This is a genomic window from Bacillus sp. jun7 (assembly GCF_051034795.1).
In the GTDB taxonomy this organism is placed as follows: Bacteria; Bacillota; Bacilli; order Bacillales; family Bacillaceae; genus Bacillus; species Bacillus velezensis.
In genome coordinates this window covers 2,820,618-2,840,279 of sequence record NZ_CP093219.1, presented here as the reverse complement: position 1 = coordinate 2,840,279, position 19,662 = coordinate 2,820,618, and the positions used below count along the sequence as shown (strand labels likewise).

21 protein-coding genes and 2 pseudogenes are annotated in these 19,662 nt (G+C 46.2%); 4 read left to right on the top strand and 19 right to left on the bottom strand.

From position 1 onward, the window contains the following. The first annotated feature begins 19 nt into the window (after window positions 1-19). Entirely contained in the window at window positions 20-901 is an 882-nt protein-coding gene (locus MJQ52_RS13910; RefSeq protein WP_094247435.1) for a LysR family transcriptional regulator, read from the top strand. 86 nt (window positions 902-987) lie between these two features. Here MJQ52_RS13910 and MJQ52_RS13905 read toward each other — a convergent pair whose 3' ends face one another. The 13 genes and pseudogenes from MJQ52_RS13905 to MJQ52_RS13845 all read right to left on the bottom strand — a co-directional run bounded on the left by MJQ52_RS13905 (window position 988) and on the right by MJQ52_RS13845 (window position 10,769). Then, a complete protein-coding gene (locus MJQ52_RS13905) occupies window positions 988-1,704 on the bottom strand; it encodes an endonuclease V (RefSeq protein WP_094247434.1) in 717 nt (238 codons plus the stop codon). Window positions 1,705-1,810: 106 nt separating this feature from the next. Then, window positions 1,811-2,449 (bottom strand): annotated as a pseudogene (locus MJQ52_RS13900) (hypothetical protein). 76 nt (window positions 2,450-2,525) lie between these two features. Next, window positions 2,526-2,720, bottom strand: a pseudogene (locus MJQ52_RS13895) (hypothetical protein); the annotation flags it as partial. An 18-nt stretch (window positions 2,721-2,738) separates the two neighbouring features. Beyond that, entirely contained in the window at window positions 2,739-3,044 is a 306-nt protein-coding gene (locus tag MJQ52_RS13890; protein ID WP_003151282.1) for a hypothetical protein, read from the bottom strand. A 16-nt stretch (window positions 3,045-3,060) separates the two neighbouring features. Further along, window positions 3,061-4,806 (bottom strand): ribonuclease YeeF family protein, encoded by a 1,746-nt coding sequence (locus MJQ52_RS13885; protein ID WP_094247433.1) that lies wholly within the window; start codon window positions 4,804-4,806, stop codon window positions 3,061-3,063. Window positions 4,807-4,825: 19 nt separating this feature from the next. Then, window positions 4,826-5,086: a YwqI/YxiC family protein gene (locus MJQ52_RS13880; protein WP_007614257.1), complete on the bottom strand. Its 261-nt coding sequence runs from the start codon at window positions 5,084-5,086 to the stop codon at window positions 4,826-4,828. Beyond that, window positions 5,086-5,520, bottom strand: a complete 435-nt coding sequence (locus MJQ52_RS13875) for a DUF5082 family protein (RefSeq protein WP_003151273.1) — start codon at window positions 5,518-5,520, stop codon at window positions 5,086-5,088. Before MJQ52_RS13875 ends, MJQ52_RS13880 begins: the two co-directional genes overlap by 1 nt. 280 nt (window positions 5,521-5,800) lie before the next feature. Then, on the bottom strand, window positions 5,801-6,589 hold the full coding sequence (locus tag MJQ52_RS13870) for a YwqG family protein (protein WP_265210219.1): 789 nt from the start codon (window positions 6,587-6,589) through the stop codon (window positions 5,801-5,803). Window positions 6,590-6,652: 63 nt separating this feature from the next. Then, window positions 6,653-7,978 carry a UDP-glucose dehydrogenase family protein gene (locus MJQ52_RS13865; protein WP_265210218.1) on the bottom strand — a complete coding sequence of 442 codons (1,326 nt, stop codon included), beginning with the start codon at window positions 7,976-7,978 and terminating at the stop codon, window positions 6,653-6,655. Window positions 7,979-8,177: 199 nt separating this feature from the next. After that, entirely contained in the window at window positions 8,178-8,942 is a 765-nt protein-coding gene (locus MJQ52_RS13860; RefSeq protein WP_070082497.1) for a tyrosine-protein phosphatase, read from the bottom strand. Between the two features lie 45 nt (window positions 8,943-8,987). Then, complete coding sequence (locus MJQ52_RS13855) at window positions 8,988-9,677, bottom strand: CpsD/CapB family tyrosine-protein kinase (RefSeq protein WP_014305982.1); 690 nt, start codon at window positions 9,675-9,677, stop codon at window positions 8,988-8,990. Then, on the bottom strand, window positions 9,664-10,410 hold the full coding sequence (locus MJQ52_RS13850; protein ID WP_070082498.1) for a YveK family protein: 747 nt from the start codon (window positions 10,408-10,410) through the stop codon (window positions 9,664-9,666). The genes MJQ52_RS13855 and MJQ52_RS13850 overlap by 14 nt, the downstream gene beginning before the upstream one ends. Window positions 10,411-10,625: 215 nt before the next feature. Continuing rightward, the gene (locus tag MJQ52_RS13845) at window positions 10,626-10,769 is read right to left on the bottom strand and encodes a hypothetical protein (protein WP_003151259.1); all 144 of its coding nucleotides are present in this window, start codon (window positions 10,767-10,769) and stop codon (window positions 10,626-10,628) included. Window positions 10,770-10,972: 203 nt separating this feature from the next. On the opposite strand from MJQ52_RS13845, the gene MJQ52_RS13840 reads away from it, so the two are divergent. Both MJQ52_RS13840 and MJQ52_RS13835 read left to right on the top strand, forming a co-directional pair. Next, window positions 10,973-12,583 (top strand): SWIM zinc finger family protein, encoded by a 1,611-nt coding sequence (locus MJQ52_RS13840; RefSeq protein WP_265210217.1) that lies wholly within the window; start codon window positions 10,973-10,975, stop codon window positions 12,581-12,583. After that, window positions 12,570-15,344: a DEAD/DEAH box helicase gene (locus MJQ52_RS13835; protein WP_094247431.1), complete on the top strand. Its 2,775-nt coding sequence runs from the start codon at window positions 12,570-12,572 to the stop codon at window positions 15,342-15,344. Before MJQ52_RS13840 ends, MJQ52_RS13835 begins: the two co-directional genes overlap by 14 nt. Before the next feature lie 113 nt (window positions 15,345-15,457). Here MJQ52_RS13835 and MJQ52_RS13830 read toward each other — a convergent pair whose 3' ends face one another. From MJQ52_RS13830 to MJQ52_RS13815, 4 genes are all read right to left on the bottom strand, one after another. After that, complete coding sequence (locus MJQ52_RS13830) at window positions 15,458-16,315, bottom strand: Cof-type HAD-IIB family hydrolase (RefSeq protein WP_094247430.1); 858 nt, start codon at window positions 16,313-16,315, stop codon at window positions 15,458-15,460. Then, on the bottom strand, window positions 16,312-17,094 hold the full coding sequence (locus tag MJQ52_RS13825) for a DeoR/GlpR family DNA-binding transcription regulator (protein ID WP_003151250.1): 783 nt from the start codon (window positions 17,092-17,094) through the stop codon (window positions 16,312-16,314). Before MJQ52_RS13825 ends, MJQ52_RS13830 begins: the two co-directional genes overlap by 4 nt. Window positions 17,095-17,303: 209 nt before the next feature. Then, complete coding sequence (locus MJQ52_RS13820) at window positions 17,304-17,645, bottom strand: single-stranded DNA-binding protein (RefSeq protein ID WP_003151249.1); 342 nt, start codon at window positions 17,643-17,645, stop codon at window positions 17,304-17,306. 97 nt (window positions 17,646-17,742) lie between these two features. After that, complete coding sequence (locus MJQ52_RS13815) at window positions 17,743-18,096, bottom strand: hypothetical protein (RefSeq protein WP_003151247.1); 354 nt, start codon at window positions 18,094-18,096, stop codon at window positions 17,743-17,745. Window positions 18,097-18,268: 172 nt separating this feature from the next. On the opposite strand from MJQ52_RS13815, the gene MJQ52_RS13810 reads away from it, so the two are divergent. After that, window positions 18,269-18,679 carry a YwpF-like family protein gene (locus MJQ52_RS13810; protein ID WP_003151245.1) on the top strand — a complete coding sequence of 137 codons (411 nt, stop codon included), beginning with the start codon at window positions 18,269-18,271 and terminating at the stop codon, window positions 18,677-18,679. A gap of 45 nt (window positions 18,680-18,724) precedes the next feature. On the opposite strand, the gene mscL is transcribed toward MJQ52_RS13810, so the two are convergent. Beyond that, entirely contained in the window at window positions 18,725-19,120 is a 396-nt protein-coding gene (gene mscL, locus MJQ52_RS13805) for a large conductance mechanosensitive channel protein MscL (RefSeq protein ID WP_015418395.1), read from the bottom strand. Window positions 19,121-19,176: 56 nt separating this feature from the next. Further along, a complete protein-coding gene (gene fabZ, locus MJQ52_RS13800) occupies window positions 19,177-19,602 on the bottom strand; it encodes a 3-hydroxyacyl-ACP dehydratase FabZ (protein WP_003151242.1) in 426 nt (141 codons plus the stop codon). Window positions 19,603-19,662 lie beyond the last annotated feature (60 nt).

Sequence of the window (19,662 nt, the reverse complement as noted above, 5' to 3'; positions counted from 1 at the left end):
TTAGAAAGGGCGAGATCAAATGGAATTGAAGCAGCTGATCACCTTTATTACCGCAGCAGAACACGTAAACTTCACCCTAACCGCCAAGATGCTTAACTATGCACAATCAAGCGTTACCTCTCAGATCAAATCACTGGAAGAAGAAATCGGGACTCCTTTATTTGAACGGCTCGGCAAGCGGCTTTTCCTGACAGAAGCCGGCAAAACGTTCAAATCCTATGCGGAGAAGATCATTGCGTTAACAGAAGAAGCAAAAATGGCCGCAAATCAAGCAAGGGAAACAACCGGAACCTTGAAAATCGGTGCGACGGAAAGCCAGTGCACATACCGCCTTCCGCCTATCATAAAAGAATTCAAACAGGCTTTTCCTCAAGTAAAGCTTATATTCAAACCGTATATTTCCAACGAACAAGCGAAAGAACAGCTCTTGCAGGGCCAGCTTGATATCACTTTCATTTTGGATGTGAGCCGAACGGAAGACGCACTGCACGTTGAATCTCTGATTCAGGATGAAATCAAAATGGTAGCCGCCAATAACCATCCTTTTCCAGCAGACTCACCAGTAACATTGAAGGATCTTCAAAACGAAACCCTTCTGCTGACAGAGGACGGCTGTTCATATCGCACGCTCTTTGAGAACACTTTACATGACGCCGGAGTCTACCCTAATAAATTAGAATTCGTCAGCATAGAAGCCATCAAACAATGCGTGATGGCCGGACTCGGAATTGGACTATTGCCTGAAATGACAGTAAAAGACGATATTGCCGAAGGACGGATGAAAGAACTCAACTGGCAGAATGAATGCCCCGTTTTTACTCAATTAGCATGGCATAAGGACAAGTGGATGTCTGCACCATTAAAGGCATTTATCGATTTGACGCGAAAAACATTCAAATAAAAACCTGCTGCAAGGACGACAAAGTTTTTAATAAAGCGGACACCAGGCATACAAAAAAAACACTTGGTGGCTTAAAGCCCCAAGTGTTACACGTGATTTTTCCGATAAAACGTTCGCAAAACATGCGTTTCAAGGTCAGCCAGACGGACAGGGATCGGCAGCCTGCTTTCTCGATTGATCATTTTCATTGTGATCTGATAGCTGCTTTCTAAATCAATGTTATGTCCGCAAGACAAGAAGATAGGCTTCACGTCCCGCCGTGTCCGAAGCGCCCGGCCATATACCTCGCCGTCAATGAGAATAACGGTGTAGGCGCCTACTTCATTTTCAGGCATCTCAAAATCGCAGCCTTTGATTTTGAGATAGGTTTTCGCAATCCCAATCGTCGGCTTTCCCAGAAAAAAAGCCGCATGGGTGGCAACGCCCATATGATTGTAATGCAGATACCCGTTGCCATCAAACAAGAAGACATCCGGCTCCGTCTCCAGCTTTTTCGCCGCCTCGATGATCAAAGGCAGCTCGCGAAACGCAAGAAAACCGGACACATACGGCACACTGATTTTCCCCATGCTGTGCACCTTTTCAATGACTTCTTTTGTATCAGCGTCAATCACGATCATACTGCACACCCCGTACAGTTCCCCGTCCTGCTCCCAATAGGCGAGGTCGACGCCTGCGCATGTATTGACGGATTCTGGATGGATGACGGGGGATAGGTTGATTTTATGTATAAGGGATTGTTGTGTCCGAATAAAATCCGATTCATCTTTTTGTTCAAAATCGTGAATTTGATGTATTTTCATTTCACTTGTTTTCCTCTCTTCGCGCTCAATTGTCCTGCATGTCGATTCTAGCAATGACTCCAAATTATATCATTGAAAAAAGCAGATAGTATAATCTGCTTTTTTATTAATATTCATTTTTCATTTCTTTCATAAAAATATAATTCAATTGTTTAATTAATTCTTTACGTTCAGTACACATAATATCTTCTAGAGGATTTTCCCAATCTTCGTTTTTTATCAGTCAATGCCATAACTGCTCTGGGTACCACCCTACATCAAGCAGCAAATTCTTAGTTTTATGAGAAATCTGCAGGAGATTTTGATTAAAGTCAAATAACCAAGCATCATCATTTTCCTCTAGAGTTTTAGGGTCAGTATCTTTTAATGTAATATAATCAACAGTCCACCCCGCCGGTATCTTAAGCCTTAAGAAATTGGGAACATGTTGGCTTAGCTGCTGCAAACCCTCTAAAACCCCACTTCCCACAGTCCAGATTTGATATTCTAACTCTTCCAATAATTGTTCTATTTCATTAAAAGAGTCTTCTTTATAAATCTTATCTGTTTTTAAGCCCGCTACTATGACATGGTATTGATCATTTTCAAATATTACCTTAATAACAGCATTACGTTTTTCATTTTGTAGTTTTAGTAATTCATATTTTTCTTGCATTCTTTTTTCTGAACTTAAATTGTTCAGTACTACAGACCAGCCATTACAGGTTTTTTATGGCAGCAATTGAGAAATATGGTCTCTGTCCATCCTGCTTCTCCTTGTATTCCACATTGTTATACTATCAATAAAAAAACTTGCCGATGACAACACGGCAAGCTCTTAACTATAGCAATTCTAATACATCAGTAAACAAGGCATCTCCTAATGTTAATCTCCTGTTGAAAGGCTGTATATGTGGCAATTCACTCCACTCATACACAGTATCGTAGTAATCATACAAATAACTGAGTTCGATAAACCCTTTCTCTTGCATTATTTGATTAATATAGTTCGTTCCCTGAATGAATTCTAAAGATTCAGTTAAGGCTTTTCATTACTAGAGGTTATTGATTTTGTCTTTATAAACTTTTAAAATTGTTGTGTTTAAATCACTAATTTCTGAGAAATGCCATTCAAACGTCGTTAGAATTCTATGAAGTTCAAATAACATTTTCTCTATTTCATCACCATCGTTCTTATCCAATGAACCAAAATTGTTTAATATAATATCTAAATCTCTAGTTAACACCCTAAAATCCTCAAGGTTCTCGTACTGTTCATCTAAATCTTCTTTATTTATAATATTAATACTTGAATTAAGTTTATCTAGTATGTCCAATATTCCTTCTAACTTTTTATCCATATCAATTCCTCCACTGTTATTTCCACCCCTTAACTACTCGTCCAAGTGCTTTCTTAGTCTTGTCAGGGTTTAAAGTACCATCTAAATTCAATACGTATTTCACATTTCCCGTCTTATCTATTACTTCTAAATGGTCTTTGTGTAATGCGTCAAGATAAACTCCATAACCCTTTTTCAGATATTGGTTATCAGTTTTCTTTTCCACCTTATAAATTGATTGTCCATCGTACTTTACTTTTGATTTTGATAAGGAATTACTTATTTTTTTTCCAAATTCCATATCAAAAAACTCATTCATATTTGAAACAGGTTTAACAATACCCTTAATACCTTTACCACTACTAGCCATCTTCACAATCCCAAGATCCTTCACAGCCGTCTTTTCTACATCTACCCGGACTGTAGGGATTCCGATCGTGAAGCCATCCGGAGTTACTGGGCGTTCTGCGTACACGCGGACGTTTGTCGGGACTTTGAATTGTTTAACTTTTTCTAGTGTCTTGTTAGCTTTTTGAACTTTTGAATGGGTTGCAAGCGGTATGCCTTTGTTTACATGTTTCGCCAGTGCGCCGGCTCCAACCAAACTCAGCGCAGCTTCCAGTGCCCCTTGCTTCCGCTTTTCCTCAGACACTTTATTTCCGAACATATCTCTGCCTGTGACGGCTTCTGAGAATCCGTTTGAGGCGACGAGGCCGTATGCGCCCATTTCTGTCATTTTGAGAATGTCTAAGGATTTTCCGGTTTTATAGGCATCTAAAGCATGTTCTGCGGCAATGACGGTTTTTCCGGTTTTGTAAATGGCTTTTCCGCCTTTGAAAGCGCGGCCCGCCCAGCCGACGACCGGTATGAATCCGGCGGCGGCCATCGCTCCTGCTGTGACGCGTTCTGCGGTGGAGAGTTTTTCGCCGGTCACCGGATCAACGCCTTCAGCTGCTCTTTTATAATCATAATAGCCGGTGACTTCGCCGGTAAAGTTGCAGATGCCGTCCCATGTTTTTTCGTACCATGGTTTATTGGCTTCTTCTTCAGCCTTTTCCTGAAGCCGTCTTGCTTCGGCCTGCTGGGCTTTTGCGTCAATATAGTCCGTGCCCTGTTTTTCTGTCGCCATGACGCTTTTGTAGATTTCATTGCTGTGAAAGGCTTTTTTGTCATAGTACATAGGGGAGGCGCTTTTCCCGTTGCTGGTGGCCTGCATGAGAACGGAATATTTGCTGAGCACTGCGTTGTCCAGAGATTCTAAGTTTTGATATTCAGCGGTCAGGGATTCATCAAGCGTATCGACTGCCGTGATCGTGTCACGTCTGGTTTTCTGGGCATCACCCATTTTATCTGCGTAATCATCCAGCGTATATGTATCGAGATGAATAATATCGCTGATGCCAGACAAAATCGAATCGATTTCTGCTTTATGAGCGGAGACAATCTCTGAAGCTCTCAAATCCGCATTGGGCAGCTCATGCTCTAAAAACGAAGTCTCCGCATATGAATCGCTGAGTTCTTGATCTTTAATGTCACCTGAAATGCCATTTAAAAACGCAATTTGAGCAGAGACAAGCGTCAGCCAGCTGTCGGCGATTTCCGCTTGTCCCTGAAAAAAATCTTTTATATTGTCTGCGCCTTTCCCTTTCAAAGCATCACCCAGATCGGCCACGCCTTGAAAGGCTTGTTTGAGCGCACGCAGCTGTTCTTCAAGGGCTTCGTATTGTTTCTTTCTCTTATCTGCTTCGTCCGTTAACGATTGTGATTCAAACACTTTGCTCATCGGCAAGTCCTTTCTTTCGTTATTTTACGGCGATCGCCTCGTCCTGTTCCTTCAAAGAATCTACGTTGTCTTTAACGTCCGCGATATTCTTATGAACGGCCTGCTTGTATTCGCTGATCATCGATACAAGCTTTGCCTCGCGTGATTGGTATTTGGAGGTATAGTCGAGCTTGTTTTTTCCGTTTGAACCGGCGTTCCCGATAGAAACGGCCTCCAAAGCGCTGCTGACGGATTCAAGCTGCTTCATGACAGCTCCGTATTTGAGTTTTATTTCTGCCATTAAAACCAACTCCAGCTTTTTTTGATTGATTGTATTTTTTCTCCGACCGTGTCAAGGGCTTCTTCTCCCAGCGTCAGCAGGTGCTCTGCCTCTCTCGCGATGCTTCTGGCGGCAAGGAGCCCTCCTTTTTCAATTTCAAGCTGTGTCATCTTTAAGCCGATTCTGTAAATATAACCGTCGTATTTGTCTGTGACGATTCTGTATGCTTCTGTATGGGCCTGATCGCGCCGGTCATCAAATTCTTCAGCAAAAGTGCCGGTCCAATGATGATCCAGGTGCGGCCTGAGGATGTCTCTGATTTCAGACACGCCCTCTTCCTGCAGAGATTCTATCTCTCTTTTCGCTTCTTTTAATTTATCAATTTGGTGTTCGATCTCGCCCAGTTTATGGCTGATCGTGCTGTTAATATGGCTTAATGTGCTTGAATGGCTCATCTGTTTTCACCTCGTCTTACGCAAAAAGTCGTACAAAAAGCACAGACTTTTCCATACTATATTTCCATATATTATATTTTAAAATAGACAGAAAGCAGCTTAAATAGGTTAAATGACTTATTTTCAGCAGCCGAGATGCTCATCATTAACGCCAAAAGACTCACATAAACGGCATATCCATTCATTGATCTCCTCTATGTATCCATGATAAATTCCCTAAAAAAAAGGAGACAGTGATTAACCGTCTCCTTTGCCTTGTATCATAATTCTAATACTGTCGTTAACTGCAGTCCCAGTTGTACAAAACGTTTGAGAAATCTTTTTTCTTCAAATCTTCCGGTCTGATAAAGAAATTGGCGATTCCCACATCTCCCCACATCGAATCAATGTCATCATCTGAATCAATTTGCAAGAGCAGAATCGTATGGTTTTGATGGGAATAAGACCGCGGATCTTCCTGGGTGAAGGACGCATAACCGCCGATTTTATGGCCGAATGCGTTCGCCGTATATTCGTCATACACCTCATCGTCAAACTGCTCGAAATAGCCGAAGGCATCCATCCCGGCATACTGCCTGAATTGAAAATCAGACGGGAGCACCCATTCAGCAGACAGCTCAGGGGTGATCAGCGCTTCGGATTGAATCGGAAAATCGTACTCCTCTTCAACCTGAACGAAAGAAAAATCATCCATGAGCTCCTCTTCCCGATCTGTCACATGCTCAAAATATTTGACGGAGAAACCCGTTTGCGCGCACCCGTCGTCAAAATTCAAACCGTATACGTCATCACTGGCCGATATGTAAAACTGAAGAATGCCGGTGTCCGGAAAATCAGGTAGTCCGGGCATATCCGCAAAATTGATTTGGGCGAGAAGTTTCATCGGCCTGCCGCTTTCATCTTCAGGGTATTGTTCATGTTTCGGAAAATAGGGGTCTCCGGCAATTTTACTGTCATACCGTCCCGTTTCAGTTTTTTTGACGTGCAGTTTGATAAAGGGCCGTGCTGACGTTTCCAGCAGACCGCGGGATGATTCCATTTGCTTCGGCAATTTCCATGTGTTTTCCACGATTAATATCCCCTTCGTCTCTAATGATTGTATGATAAAAGGCCGGCGCAGACCGCCGGCCTTTTAAGTGACAGAATCAGTCTGAGGCACGACGGCTCTTCTTCCGATTGAGATATATTCCACGCCCGCCTGTTCCGCTTCCTCAAGCGAGTGGCAGTTTCTCCCGTCGAAAATAACCGGGGTTTCCATCAGCTCTTTGTACGCTCCAAGCGGGAAGTGTTTAATTTGTTCCCAATCTGTCAGAATCAGGGCGGCATCCGCTCCCCTGACGGCTTCTTCTATGGACTCCCGATAGGAAACCGCAGCCGGAAGCAGCTCGGAGGCCCGAAATGAAGCGATCGGATCGTACGCTGTCATCCGGGCGTCAAGAGCCGCCAGACGATCCGCAATGACAATGGACGGGGCATCCCGCATATCATCTGTATTCGGCTTAAAAGACAGCCCTAATAACGCGATGGTTTTCCCCGTCACACCGCCCAGCCTGTTCAGCACTTTATCAACCAGCATGGACTGCTGGTTATTGTTGACTTTAATGACGGACTTCAGCAATTCAAAATCATGCTCCACATGTCCCGCGATCTGCACGAGGGCGTTTGTATCCTTCGGAAAACAGGAACCGCCGTAACCGATGCCGGCTCTTAAGAATTGATTGCCGATCCGTTTATCCAATCCCATTCCGTGTGCGACTGATTCCACATCCGCACCGACTTTTTCACATATATGAGAAATTTCATTAATAAAACTGATTTTTGCCGCTAAAAATGCGTTTGACGCATATTTGATCATCTCAGCGCTTCTGATGTCCGTATGATATACCGGAATCGCAAGCGGCGCGAAAACCCGGTCAAGCGTTTCCCGCGTCTGCCGGTCTTCCGTCCCGATCACGATGCGGTCGCCGTGAAAGGTATCGTGAATCGCCGAACCTTCACGGAGAAATTCCGGATTCGAGGCGATTGAAATGTTCACGTCCGCTCTCAGCCGTGAATGAATAACTTCGCTGATCCTGTCATTCGTTCCCACGGGAACCGTGCTTTTTGTCACGACGATCGCATCTTTAGAAATATGTTCGGCAATCCGTTCGGCGACATTTTCAATATAAGTAAGGTTTGCGTGCCCGTCTTCTTTTTGCGGCGTTCCGACCGCTATAAAAATAACGTCCGCTTCCGCAAGCCCTTTTTCGTAGCTCGTTTCAAATGCCAGCCGATGCCGGCCGATATTTCGTTTCATCATATCTTCAAGGCCCGGTTCAAAGATAGGGGACAATCCCTTTCTCATCTGCTCAACCTTACGTTCGTCAATATCAATGCATGTTACGTCATGGCCGATTTCTGAAAGAGACACTCCTGTCACAAGACCGACGTAGCCTGTTCCGATCACTGTTATTTTCATCGTGTTCCCCCAACCGTTTAGAAATTGCTGCTGGGCAGCTTACCGTTATTATCATATGATCCCGGCGCCGGCGGAATGCCGGAAGCCTGAGGCCATGATAAGAAAAAACGGCGCCGGCCGCTGATAATAGCATAAGCATAAACGAATCATCTTGCAAAACAGCCGCTTACGCTTCATTTAAACGGGATGGAGACGACGATTAAAAAAGACCCCAGCGCTTACGGCGGGCCACAGGCAGCGGAGGTTCCTTATAAACGGCTTTGTTTTCAGTGAGAAGCGCCGCATTTTCCGTAAGCATGTAAATCAGCTCCGCCCCTGCTTCTTTTTTCAGAACGCCGAGCGCCTCCTGATAATAAAAATTCCTCGGTCCGAGGTTATGGGCGTCAGATGCGAGAAAGTGGATCAAATTCGCTTCCATCAGCTGCAGCGAAAAGGATTTCGCTTTCCGCCCGAATGCTCCGGCAATGCAGCCGGCCGTCACTTGGGCGGCCGCCCCTTTCTTCACAAGACTGTAAAGGACGGAAGGGTTTTCGCGAATTTCCCTGTTCCGCTCCGGATGGGCGATGACGGGGACATATCCGTTCAGCTGCAGTTCATAAAACAGCCTTTCAGCGTAGGCCGGGACATGATCCGCCGGAAATTCCGCGAGCACATACTTTGTATTATGGAGCGGGGCAAGCGAGCCGCTTTGAAGACCTGCCAGCAGATCTCCGTCTATTCTGATTTCCTGGCCGGGCAGAACAGTCAGCGGAATGCCTTCCTTATTCAAACGTTTGTTTAACAGGCTGACCGCTTCGTTGACCGTATGCCGATCCGTGTCATAGCGGTATTTCACATGATGCGGCGTCGCGATGATCGTATCAATCCCCTGTCTGACCGCTTCTCTCGCCATCTTCAGGCTTTCTGTATCATCCGCCGCGCCGTCGTCTATGGAAGGAAGGATGTGACAATGGATATCTATCATATTTCAATCCCTCCTTAAAAAGAATGGACCGCGCCCATTGTGACATTATTGTCCGTAATAGGCGTAGTCCGAATGTTTCGTTTGTTTCTTCCCGTTCATAACGGCCCCAAGGAGCTTGCACGGGCAGTAATCGAGCGCTTCTTTCGCCTTGGCCGCTTTTTCTTTGTCCGTTTTCCCGCTTGAGATCACCATAATGGCCCCGTCAGTGTAGCTGCCTAATATTTTCGTATCGGCTACGGCCAAAACGGGAGGCGTATCCAAAATCACCTTATCATAAACTGCGGCTGCTTCTGACAGAAGATCTTTCATGGCACCCGTCGATAAAAGCTCCGCCGGATTGGGCGGGATCGGCCCGCTCGTTAAAATATCCAGGTTTGCTTCATCAGCCGGCAGGACGGCTTTCTGAAACGGCAGCTGTTTTAACAGCAGCGACGTTAATCCGGTTCCGTTATCCAATTTGAAGGTGAAATGAACCGTCGGTTTGCGCAGATCCGCATCAATTAAAAGCACTTTTTTCCCCTGCTGTGCAAATACGACGGCAAGGTTGGCCGCGGTTGTCGATTTTCCTTCTTCCGGACCGGCGGATGTGATCAAAAGGGACTTCACCTCCGTATCAACGGAAGAAAATTCAATGTTTGTGCGGATCGTGCGATATTGTTCTGAGTTGATGGATTTCGGCTCAGACATCGCAATCACGCTTCGTTTTCCGGGTTTGTCTTTTTTACGCGTCAACATGTCCGCCTCCCGCTTGTTTAGTTTCCGCCATCCTCACATTTTTGGCAACGCTGTCTTTTGTACTGATTGAAGTAACCGTTCCCAGGATCGGGATGCCGAGCAGCGCTTCCAGCTGTTCTTCCGATTTGATCGTATTATCCAGATGTTCCAGCAAAAAGGCGAGACCGATTCCGCCCAAAAGTCCGGCGGCAAACGCAATCGCGATGTTCAGCTTACGGTTAGGCTCTGCCGGTGACTGGCTGTCCGACGCTTCGGCCTTTGAAAGGATGCTGACATTATCAACGTTCATGATGGCGGTGATCTTGTCCTGAAAAACGGATGCAACCGCATTTGCCATAACGGCCGCCCGCTTAGCATCCGTATCCCGAACGGCAATCGTCACGACTTGTGAATCCTGCTCGCTGGATACCGTGATTTTCGATTCCAGCTCTTTCGAAGTCATGGACAGATGCAGCTGTTTAATCACCTCATCGAGGATGACCGGGCTTTTGATGATGACATTATACGTGTTGATTAATTGGAGGTTGGTTTGAACGTCATTGAATTGGACTTCTTTTTGATTGTTTTTGGATTGGCTGACCAAAATTTGAGTTGAGTTTTCATAGACCGGCGTAAGAGCGAAGAAACTGATGAGACCGCCTGCGGAAGATGCCGCCGCGGTAATAATAAGTATAAACAGCAGACGCTTTCTCAGTATTGCGAATATTTCCTTTATGCTTGCAGATTCTCCCATATAACCTCCATATCACTTTCCGTGTATTCCCATTCCCTCCAATGATCTTTTCCAATTACGATTATACAGCTTTGAACTGTCATTTCTAACCTTTTCAAATGACAAAATTCGACAAAAATAGACAATCACTTCAATCCGATATATTTTTGTAAGCGCTTTAAATGCTGGTGTCACAGGAAGATTAAAAAATCCCGCGGCCAAGAGCCTGCGGGATTTTATGTTGCATATCCATTTTTAATATAAGAAATCAAATTCTCAAGCATTTCTTTTGTGGTCATCTCAGAGGACTGCTCACCGATGTCGTGCGCATGCATTAAAATCTTCAGAAACTCCTCTTGATCTAACTTCGTTTTCTTCATCATTCGTTTCCTTTCGGCTTCCATTAAATTGAAAACAAGATTATTATATGCTGTCGGGTGCTGTTTTGCAATCTCTAATACATCATTCGACACATTCGGGTTTTTATGTCCTTTTTTAGGAAAAACTTTTTCCGGGCCATGTGTTGCGATATAATAGAGGAATTGGAATCTTTTTATTTTGTGACTCGTTAGGAGCGATAATCATGCTTCAGGATATGATTGCTAAAGAAGATGTGCTCGCAGCGGCTGAACAGCTTAAAGAACTTCTTCCTTACAATGAAGACAATGTTCAGCTGATGAAGAAAGCACTCATTTTATATCGGCAGGATTCCGTCTATCGTATACAGGTTCAAACCCCGACAGAGATTTCCGCATATGTGCAGGATGTTGTGCCTGTAAGGGTCACGCTGAACTTATTTTTCATGGTGAAAAGCGGCTGCGCATGCCCGTCTGAGGCGATCTGCCGCCACGTGCTCGCCGTTTTTCTTTACGTATATGCCCAATTCGAGCGGGTCGGTACCTTTACCGAACATTGGCTGGAAAGAGAAAAGCTTGAGGAAAGCAGGGAGCTTGTCCGCCGGCAGTTTCAGGAAAAAGTGCTGCCGAATGAAGAGTCGCTGTCAAGCTGGCTCGCTTTTTTTGATTCGGAATTCTCGCTGTGGGAGGCGCGGACGCCGGCCGGAAGCCAGACGATGCAGGGACTTTATTACGGCTATCTGTCAGCGCTCAAAAAACACGCCCCGAAAAAACCCGAGCTTAAAAGCTTATATCAGATTCATTCGGCGCTTGCCGTCTGGCTTCACATGTTCACTTTGATTGAGTCAGGCAGATTGGATGCCGAAAAAGATTATTACAGCATCAATCCATACGTGGAACAGCTGATGGATACGATTTATTCCTCCATTGACAGACTGAAAACGTACGCCTTGTCTTTTTCACTCGATCCTTTTTTAGACCGGACGCCCCCGGTGCTCCGCAGACTGCTTGTGAAAGAAGAGCTTTTTCAATACGAACGCCTCCGGGTATTCGGTGAAATGTGGAGCGCGCTTTTGAACCGGCCGAAATGGGTCGCGCGTGAACAGGAGGTTCTCGAACAGGAAAGCGGGCGCCGTTTTTCGCCGGAAGTGCGGTTCGGACGGCTTCATCTGGCCTTTTTGCAAAAAGATGATGAAGCGGTCTTTGAAGATATGTCCCGCTTCCCTCCTGAAGCGCTGCCGTACACCTTTCAATGGCTCGGTGAACTCACCGCGAAAAAAGACTGGAAACGGCTGAAAACATGGTATGGCCGGATCGAACCGCTTGCCGTGAACTATACGAAGCTTGATAAGCCGTTTAAAGAAATGCGCGACATCATCGGAGAGCTGTTTGCGCTGTTGGCGGATTATGCGCGGCACTCACGGGATGATCAGCTGTTTGAACGGTTTGCTTCCGGCTGCCTTCCCTATACCTTTACCGAATACAGCCAGTACCTGTACGAAAAACGGCGGTACGCGGAATGGGTGGAGATTCACAGCCTCGTCGGTTTTTCCGTCTGGGAAATCGAAAAGGACATCCTGAAGGAAATTGCCGCCAGTGATCCGGAAGCGCTCATCCCCTCCTATCACCGGGCTGCGGCCTTTTTTATCGACCAAAAAAACCGCAGCGCCTATAAAGAGGCTGCGCGTCATCTGAAAAAACTGCGGACGCTTTATAAAAAGGCAAAAAAACAGCAGGTTTGGGAGCGGTATATCAGCCGGCTGAGCGCAAGCTACAAGAGGCTGCGCGCCCTTCAAGAAGAATTGCAGAAAGGAAAGTTGATTGATGGCGAGTCTTAAGGAAATTTTCATTCATGTTGAACAAATGGAAGATTGGACATTTACGCTGTCAAGCCATGATGAGAAGGAGCAGCCGCTTACTCTCAGTCAGATGAAGACTCATCTGTTCCAATGGCATGAGTCCACCTTTTACGGAACGTTTCTTGAAGACGTCAGCTTCATCGGCACTCCGGCCGTTCTGCTCAGCCCTTGGATGACCGTCGAGCTGCTTGGAAAAAACTCGTTCAATTCATTCAGCACCGTGCAGCTGACAAAGGAAACGGAACCGTTAATCGAAGCGGCTTCGACGATATACGAATTTATTGCCGACGGCGATTTTCTTCCGGATTATGACGCATGGCAAAATGGTGTCCTGCGCTTCAAAGACCGCGAGCTTTTGCTTGAAGGCTTTACGGCAGACTGGTTCTCAGCCGCGGTACAGGACTACATTCAGTACAATGATGACCTGCTGGAAAAATGGCGGCGGATCGAAACCCGTTCGCCGGCCGTTCATACGTTTAAAGGCTCCTTTTTGGATGAAGATGATTTTCTCGAGGGAATCGGTTGGCATGACGATCTGACGCCGTTTACCGTCGGGCTCCGATTAAACGAGCCTGATTTCGACGGTGACGACTGGAAAATCGAGATGTTTTTACGTGAGAAAAAAACCGGCTCCATCACCTTTTTCGACGGATTGAAGGGTCTGAAAAAAGCGTGGCAGGCATACAGCGGAAAAATCGCGCGCGAACAGGACCGCTTCCGCAGAACGGTTCCCTGGCTTTCGTTTGATTCAGGAACGACGCTGATCTCTGAAGAAGAGGCTTGGATCTTCTTATCGGAAGCGAGTGAGACGCTTGTCGATATGGGTGTGGAGATTCTTCTCCCATCATGGTGGCAGATTGTCCGGGACAGCAATATGATGCTCAAGGCGAAAGTGTCATCCTCCCCGCGGGGCGAGTCCTTCGTCGGCATGAACGCTCTGCTTGATTTCAACTGGAGATTCGCCACAAACGGAATTGAGCTGACAGAGGATGAATTCAATGAGCTTGTCGCAAACAACAGACGTCTCGTCAACATCCGCGGCCAATGGGTGAAAATTGATCCGCAATTTATTAAACAGATGAAAATACTGATGGAAAAAGCGGAATCTGAGGGCCTCCACATGTCCGACGTGCTGGCGCGCGAACTGATGGATCACGGGGAAAACGGAGCCGAGGACACGGACATCATTGACTCATCGGCATTTGCCGGGATCAAGATCGAATTATCAAAGCATCTCAGAAGCCTGATCCGCAAACTGACGGATGCCGGGGATCTGCCGGAGCATGAAGTCAGCGCCGCGTTTCAGGGCCAGCTCCGCCCTTATCAGATGTACGGCATGAACTGGCTTCTGTTTTTACGGGAAAACGGCTTCGGCGCCTGTCTCGCAGATGACATGGGACTTGGAAAGACGATTCAGATGATCGCTTATTTTCTCCATGTGAAGGAAAGCGGCCGGCAAAAAGCGCCTGCCTTAATCATTGCGCCGACATCGGTACTCGGCAACTGGCAGCGTGAGCTCCAGACCTTCGTGCCGCAGCTGAAGGCCGTGCTTCATTACGGCCCCCGCAGGCCGAAGGGCGAAGCATTTGTCCCGGCATATCAGGACGCGGATGTCGTTCTTACTTCTTACGGCCTCTCGCACGCCGATCAGGAAGAGCTTTCTTCCGTGACATGGAGCACCATCTGCCTTGATGAAGCGCAAAATATTAAAAACGCGCATACGAAGCAGTCCCGCGCAATCAGAAAGCTGAAAGGCGTCCATCATATTGCGCTGAGCGGAACACCGATGGAAAACCGCCTGACAGAGCTTTGGTCGATCTTTGATTTTATGAACAAAGGCTATCTCGGCAGTCTGACCGGCTTTCATAAACGCTATGTGCTGCCGATTGAAAAAGACCGTGACGAAAAAAGAATCAACCAGCTTCAGCAGTTAATCCGGCCGTTTTTACTGCGCCGGACAAAACGGGATGAAGAAGTGGCGCTTAATCTTCCTGACAAGCTGGAACAAAAAGAGTTTATCCCGCTCTCAGCCGAACAGGCATCCCTTTATGAACAGCTTGTCAAAGATACATTTGAACATATGGCTTCTCTGACCGGGATGCAGCGGAAAGCGCTGATTCTGAGCATGCTCGGCCGCTTGAAGCAAATATGCGACCATCCTGCGCTCTATTTGAAGGAAGAACAGACAGAGCTGTTAAACGGGAGATCCGTCAAACTGGAAAAGCTGCTTGACTTAATGGCGGTGATCCGCGGACAAGGGGAAAGCTGCCTCATTTTCACCCAATACATTCAGATGGGCAACATGATGAAGCGCCTCCTGGAAAAAACATTCGGAGAACCGGTTCAGTTTTTAAACGGAAGCCTGTCCAAGCAGGAACGCGATTCTCTCGTCGAACGGTTCCAGAAGAAAGAATACCCGACGCTGATTTTGTCACTGAAAGCGGGCGGAACCGGCCTGAATCTGACGGCTGCCAATCATGTCATTCACTATGACAGGTGGTGGAATCCGGCGGTGGAAAACCAGGCGACCGACCGCGCCTACCGAATCGGCCAGGAACGATTCGTCCACGTTCACAAACTCATTACGACGGGAACGATTGAAGAAAAAATTGATGCCATGCTCGAAACGAAACAAACGCTGAACGATCAGATTATCCAAAGTGAAAATTGGATTACCGAGCTGTCATCCGATGAGCTTGAAGAATTATTCACCCTCAGCGCATCGGCGCAATCACATTAAACGCAAAAAGACCGGCTCTCTCGGGAAGAGCCGGTCTTTTATGTCGTCCTTACTGTTACGCCGCATTTGCCATGAATGCGTCACGCCAGTCATGAACAGTATCGCCATACCTTTCACAGTAAATTCCTGATCATATACGCAACGCCGTTTTGATCATTTGTCAATGTAACGGCATCAGCGATCTCTTTAATATCTTCTCTCGCATTCCCCATCGCTATGCCTTTTCCGGCCGCCTGAAGCATTGAATAGTCATTTAAGCTGTCACCGACCGCGGCGGTTTCAGCCATCGGAATGCCGAGCTTTTGCGCCAGCCGTTTGAGCGCCTGCCCTTTAGAGGCGTTTCGAGACGCCACTTCAAAGTTGTGATCAGCAGAGCTGACAAGGGTGAGATCTTTCTGACCGCTGAATCGGTCCCAGCCCGCTTTCAGCTTCCGCTCATCAAACGAAAATCCGAGAATATTATAAAAATCCAGATGCTCTTCTTTCTCAAAGAGCTCACGGTATGAATGAATGTAAGCAAAGCCGGACTGGCTGTATTGCACTGAAGCCGCCTGTTCCAAAACAGAAAGATCGGTTTCCGGATTGGCGCTTTTCACCCGGTCCATTTCGATATCGAGCAGCTGCCTGCCGGTTTCAGGCGTATAGATGGCTTTGTTTGTAAACACCTCATAATAATATTGATTCTCTTCAAGCCATGACAAAATGCCGCGGGCTATTGATTCTTCAATCGCTTCACAGTGGTACAGGCTGCCGTCAGGAGCATGAATGGCGGCTCCGTTTGCGCTGATAATCCATGTTTTTATGCCGAGCGGTTCGAATATGGAGTGCACATCAAAATGCGCGCGTCCCGTGGAAACCACGATTTCAATTCCCGCTTGCCGGGCTTCCCTTAAAGCCCGCTTGTTTTCATCGCTTACTTGATGACTGCTGTTCAGCAGTGTGCCGTCCAGATCTATGGCAATCAGTTTCACATGTCCTCATCCTCTTCTTCAGATTCAGTTACAAGCAATTCTACGCCGTGCCGGTCGAGCAGATCGCAAAAATCCTGATCAGGCAGCCGATCGGTAATCAGCAGGTCAACCTCGTGCAGGTCTGCATACTGATAAAAACTCGTACGGCCAAGCTTGGAGTGATCGCTCAGCGCAATCACCTGTTCAGCCTGTCGGATCATTTTACGCTTTACCATGCCGTCTTCTTCATGCGGAATCGTCAGGCCGTTTTCCGAGATGCCGACAACGCCGATCAGCACCTTATCAGCGTGATAATCCCCCAGTTTTTCTACGACGGAAGCCCCGTATAAAAACCGGTGTTCCTTCTGGAGCTTTCCGCCGAGCAGGTGAATATCAATTCCCTCTTTTGCGGAAAGGATATCGGCCTGATTGATCGAATTTGTAATAACAGTGCAGCCGGTGACATTTAAATGCTCCGCGCAGGCCTGCACGGTTGTCGAGGTGTCCAGGATGATCCGGTCTCCTTTATGGATCAGGGATGCGGCCAGCTTGCCGATTTTGTTTTTCTCTTCAGAAACGGTTTTCAGCCGGCCCGAATAGCCTGGAACTTCCTGATTCACCGACGGCAGAATCGCGCCGCCCCGTGTTCTGATAATGGCCCCTCGCTCTTTCAGCTTTACAAGGTCCCTTCTTGCGGTATCTCTTGAAATATGAAGCAGCGAACATATCTGTTCTGCGGTGATCCGCCGATGCTGTTTCAAATATTCCATTATCGCAATCAGTCTTTCTTCTTGATACACGTCCTCATTCCCTTTTTTCGTCACTTATCTGTAAGTAATTATAAGTTTTTATCCCAATATATTCAATGTTTTTAAGTATTTATAAGCAAAATCACTTCTTTTTAACCATTTTTCAGCTTCCGCACAAAAAAACCAGTCTTTCGACTGGCGAGTGGGAAGGAGGTATTGCGGGGCCCGCTGAAAGGCGGGAAATCGAGGAAAAAAGCATGCTATTCAGCCAGCGGCTCTTTCCGTTTCTGATCCATAAACCGAACGGTATCAGCCATGACCTCGGTCACATAAACTTTTACGCCGTCTGTCTTTTCATAGCTTCTCGTCTGGATTCTGCCGCTTACACCGACCATTGACCCTTTTTGGCAGTACAATGCCGTGTTTTCAGCGTTTTTTCTCCAGATGGTGCAGTTGACGAAGTCGGTTCCGGTTTCACCCGACGCGCTTTTAAAATTGCGGTTTACTGCCAACGTAATATGCGCGACGGGAATGCCCGCTGATGTAAAACGGAGCTCCGGATCTTTCGTCAGCCGGCCGACAAGCATAACGTGGTTAAACAAGCCGTATCCTCCTCTCTTTTTCGAGGCTGGCTTCATTGTAGTACAAGGGCTCATGAAAGCAAAAAGCGGAAAAAGCCGTTATCCGTTTAGGCTGCTTTTATGTCTTTGTTTTTCTTTCTGATAAAAAAAACTTTTGTTTTTGACCGCTTATGTAATATGTATTTTTGAGCAGCCGCGAGAAAAGTTTCGTTTTGAGCCAGTCTTTCTCAAACATGCGGACAAACTTTCCGCCGTCCCATGCGAACCAGTAAAAACTCAGCTTTTTATCAGTCAGTGAAAGCTGAATTTTATACTGTTCCATGCGGTCTTTTGTTTCATATAAAAAGACGACATTTCCCCTTCTGTTAAGATGCACCTCACAATCTTCCTTTTTGCATACCAAGTAGGAATGATCGTCTTTTCGCCTTGAACCGTCTTCTATATAGATTTCCTTCAGGCGCAATTGATTCATAAGCATCTCTCCATGACCATATTCTTTTACATTATAATGAAAAAATAGAAATGATTAAATGTTGACCGCCTACAAAAATGATGAAGCATGTCTTACAGCATTTTCCCGGGAAAAATGATATGTGTTATAATAAATGAACGAAAAACATGGACAACAGGGGTGAAAATAAGAGATGAAAACCTTTAAACTGGTTGATCTGAATGTGGAACGTTTAGATAAAGACGATCAGCCGATTGAACAGTTTCCCCTTTTAGACGGATTGATTATCAACAAAGAGGACGGAGAAAATCACTGGTTAATTGAAGCACTGGTCCCGGCCGAACACTTTTCTTTTTTTGACATGCTGATGAAAAGCCAGAAAGAAGCGAAGGTGTTTGTAACGATTACGAAAAAAAGCAACCGCCCCGCCCAGCTGACGGGAAGCATCAAAAATATCGTGGAGCTGGAAAAGAGTATACAAGTTTTAATTTACGGTCAAATGGTGTCAAGAAACCACCCCGGATCAGAAAGCATTCTGGAGTCGCTCGTAAAAGAAGGCTACTCGGGCAGCCGGCTGATTGAAGCGTTTAAACAAAAATTATAATCATAAAAAAGGCCGGACGTTAATCATCCAGCCTTTTTTTGTGCCCTAGTCATTGTGAGGAGCCCGCTGTTTCAGCAGATCTCTGATTTCAGTCAGCAGTTCTGTCTGCTGATCTGTGTCTTCTGCTTCTTCAGCCTCTTCTTCTGCTTCTTTTTTACGTCTCAGCTTGCCTATTGTGCGGATCACGATAAAGATAGAAAATGAAATAATGAAGAAGTTCACAATCGTTTGAATGAAGCTTCCGTACTTGATATGAGCATCGCCGAATGTCACGGCCAGCCCTGAAAAGTCAAGACCGCCAAGAAGCAGGCCGACAAGCGGCATGATGATGTCTTCAACGAGCGACGTCACAATTTTGCCGAAAGCGCCGCCGATGACGACACCGATTGCCAGATCCATGATATTGCCCCGCATCGCAAAGCTTTTAAATTCTGACCACATTACATTCACCCCTTTCTATACAAAATGGGCTTTTTTATAAGCCCATTCGTTTGTTTTTATTCTCCGAGCGCAAATGTTAATTCAGCTTCACACACGAGCTCGCCGTCAACTTTGGCAACGCCTTTGCCGCGTCCGATCGTACCGCGCGCGCGGGTAATATCAACCTCAAGCTCCAGCTTGTCACCCGGTTTTACCTGCTTTTTGAAACGGCAGTTATCAATCCCCGCAAAAAATGCGAGTCTGCCCCGGTTTTCTTCTTTAATCAGCATCGCAACCGCTCCGACCTGCGCCAAAGCCTCTACGATTAAGACACCCGGCATAACAGGGTATTCAGGAAAATGGCCGTTGAAAAAATCTTCATTCGCCGTCACATTTTTATATCCCGCCGCCCGTTTTCCTTCTTCGACTTCCGTAATTCTGTCTACCAGAAGAAACGGATAGCGATGGGGAATAATTTCTTTAATTTGCTGAGTATCAAGCATTTTCTTGACATCTCCTTCATCGACAATAGTATGTATAGAAGGTATATGTGCTAACCAATC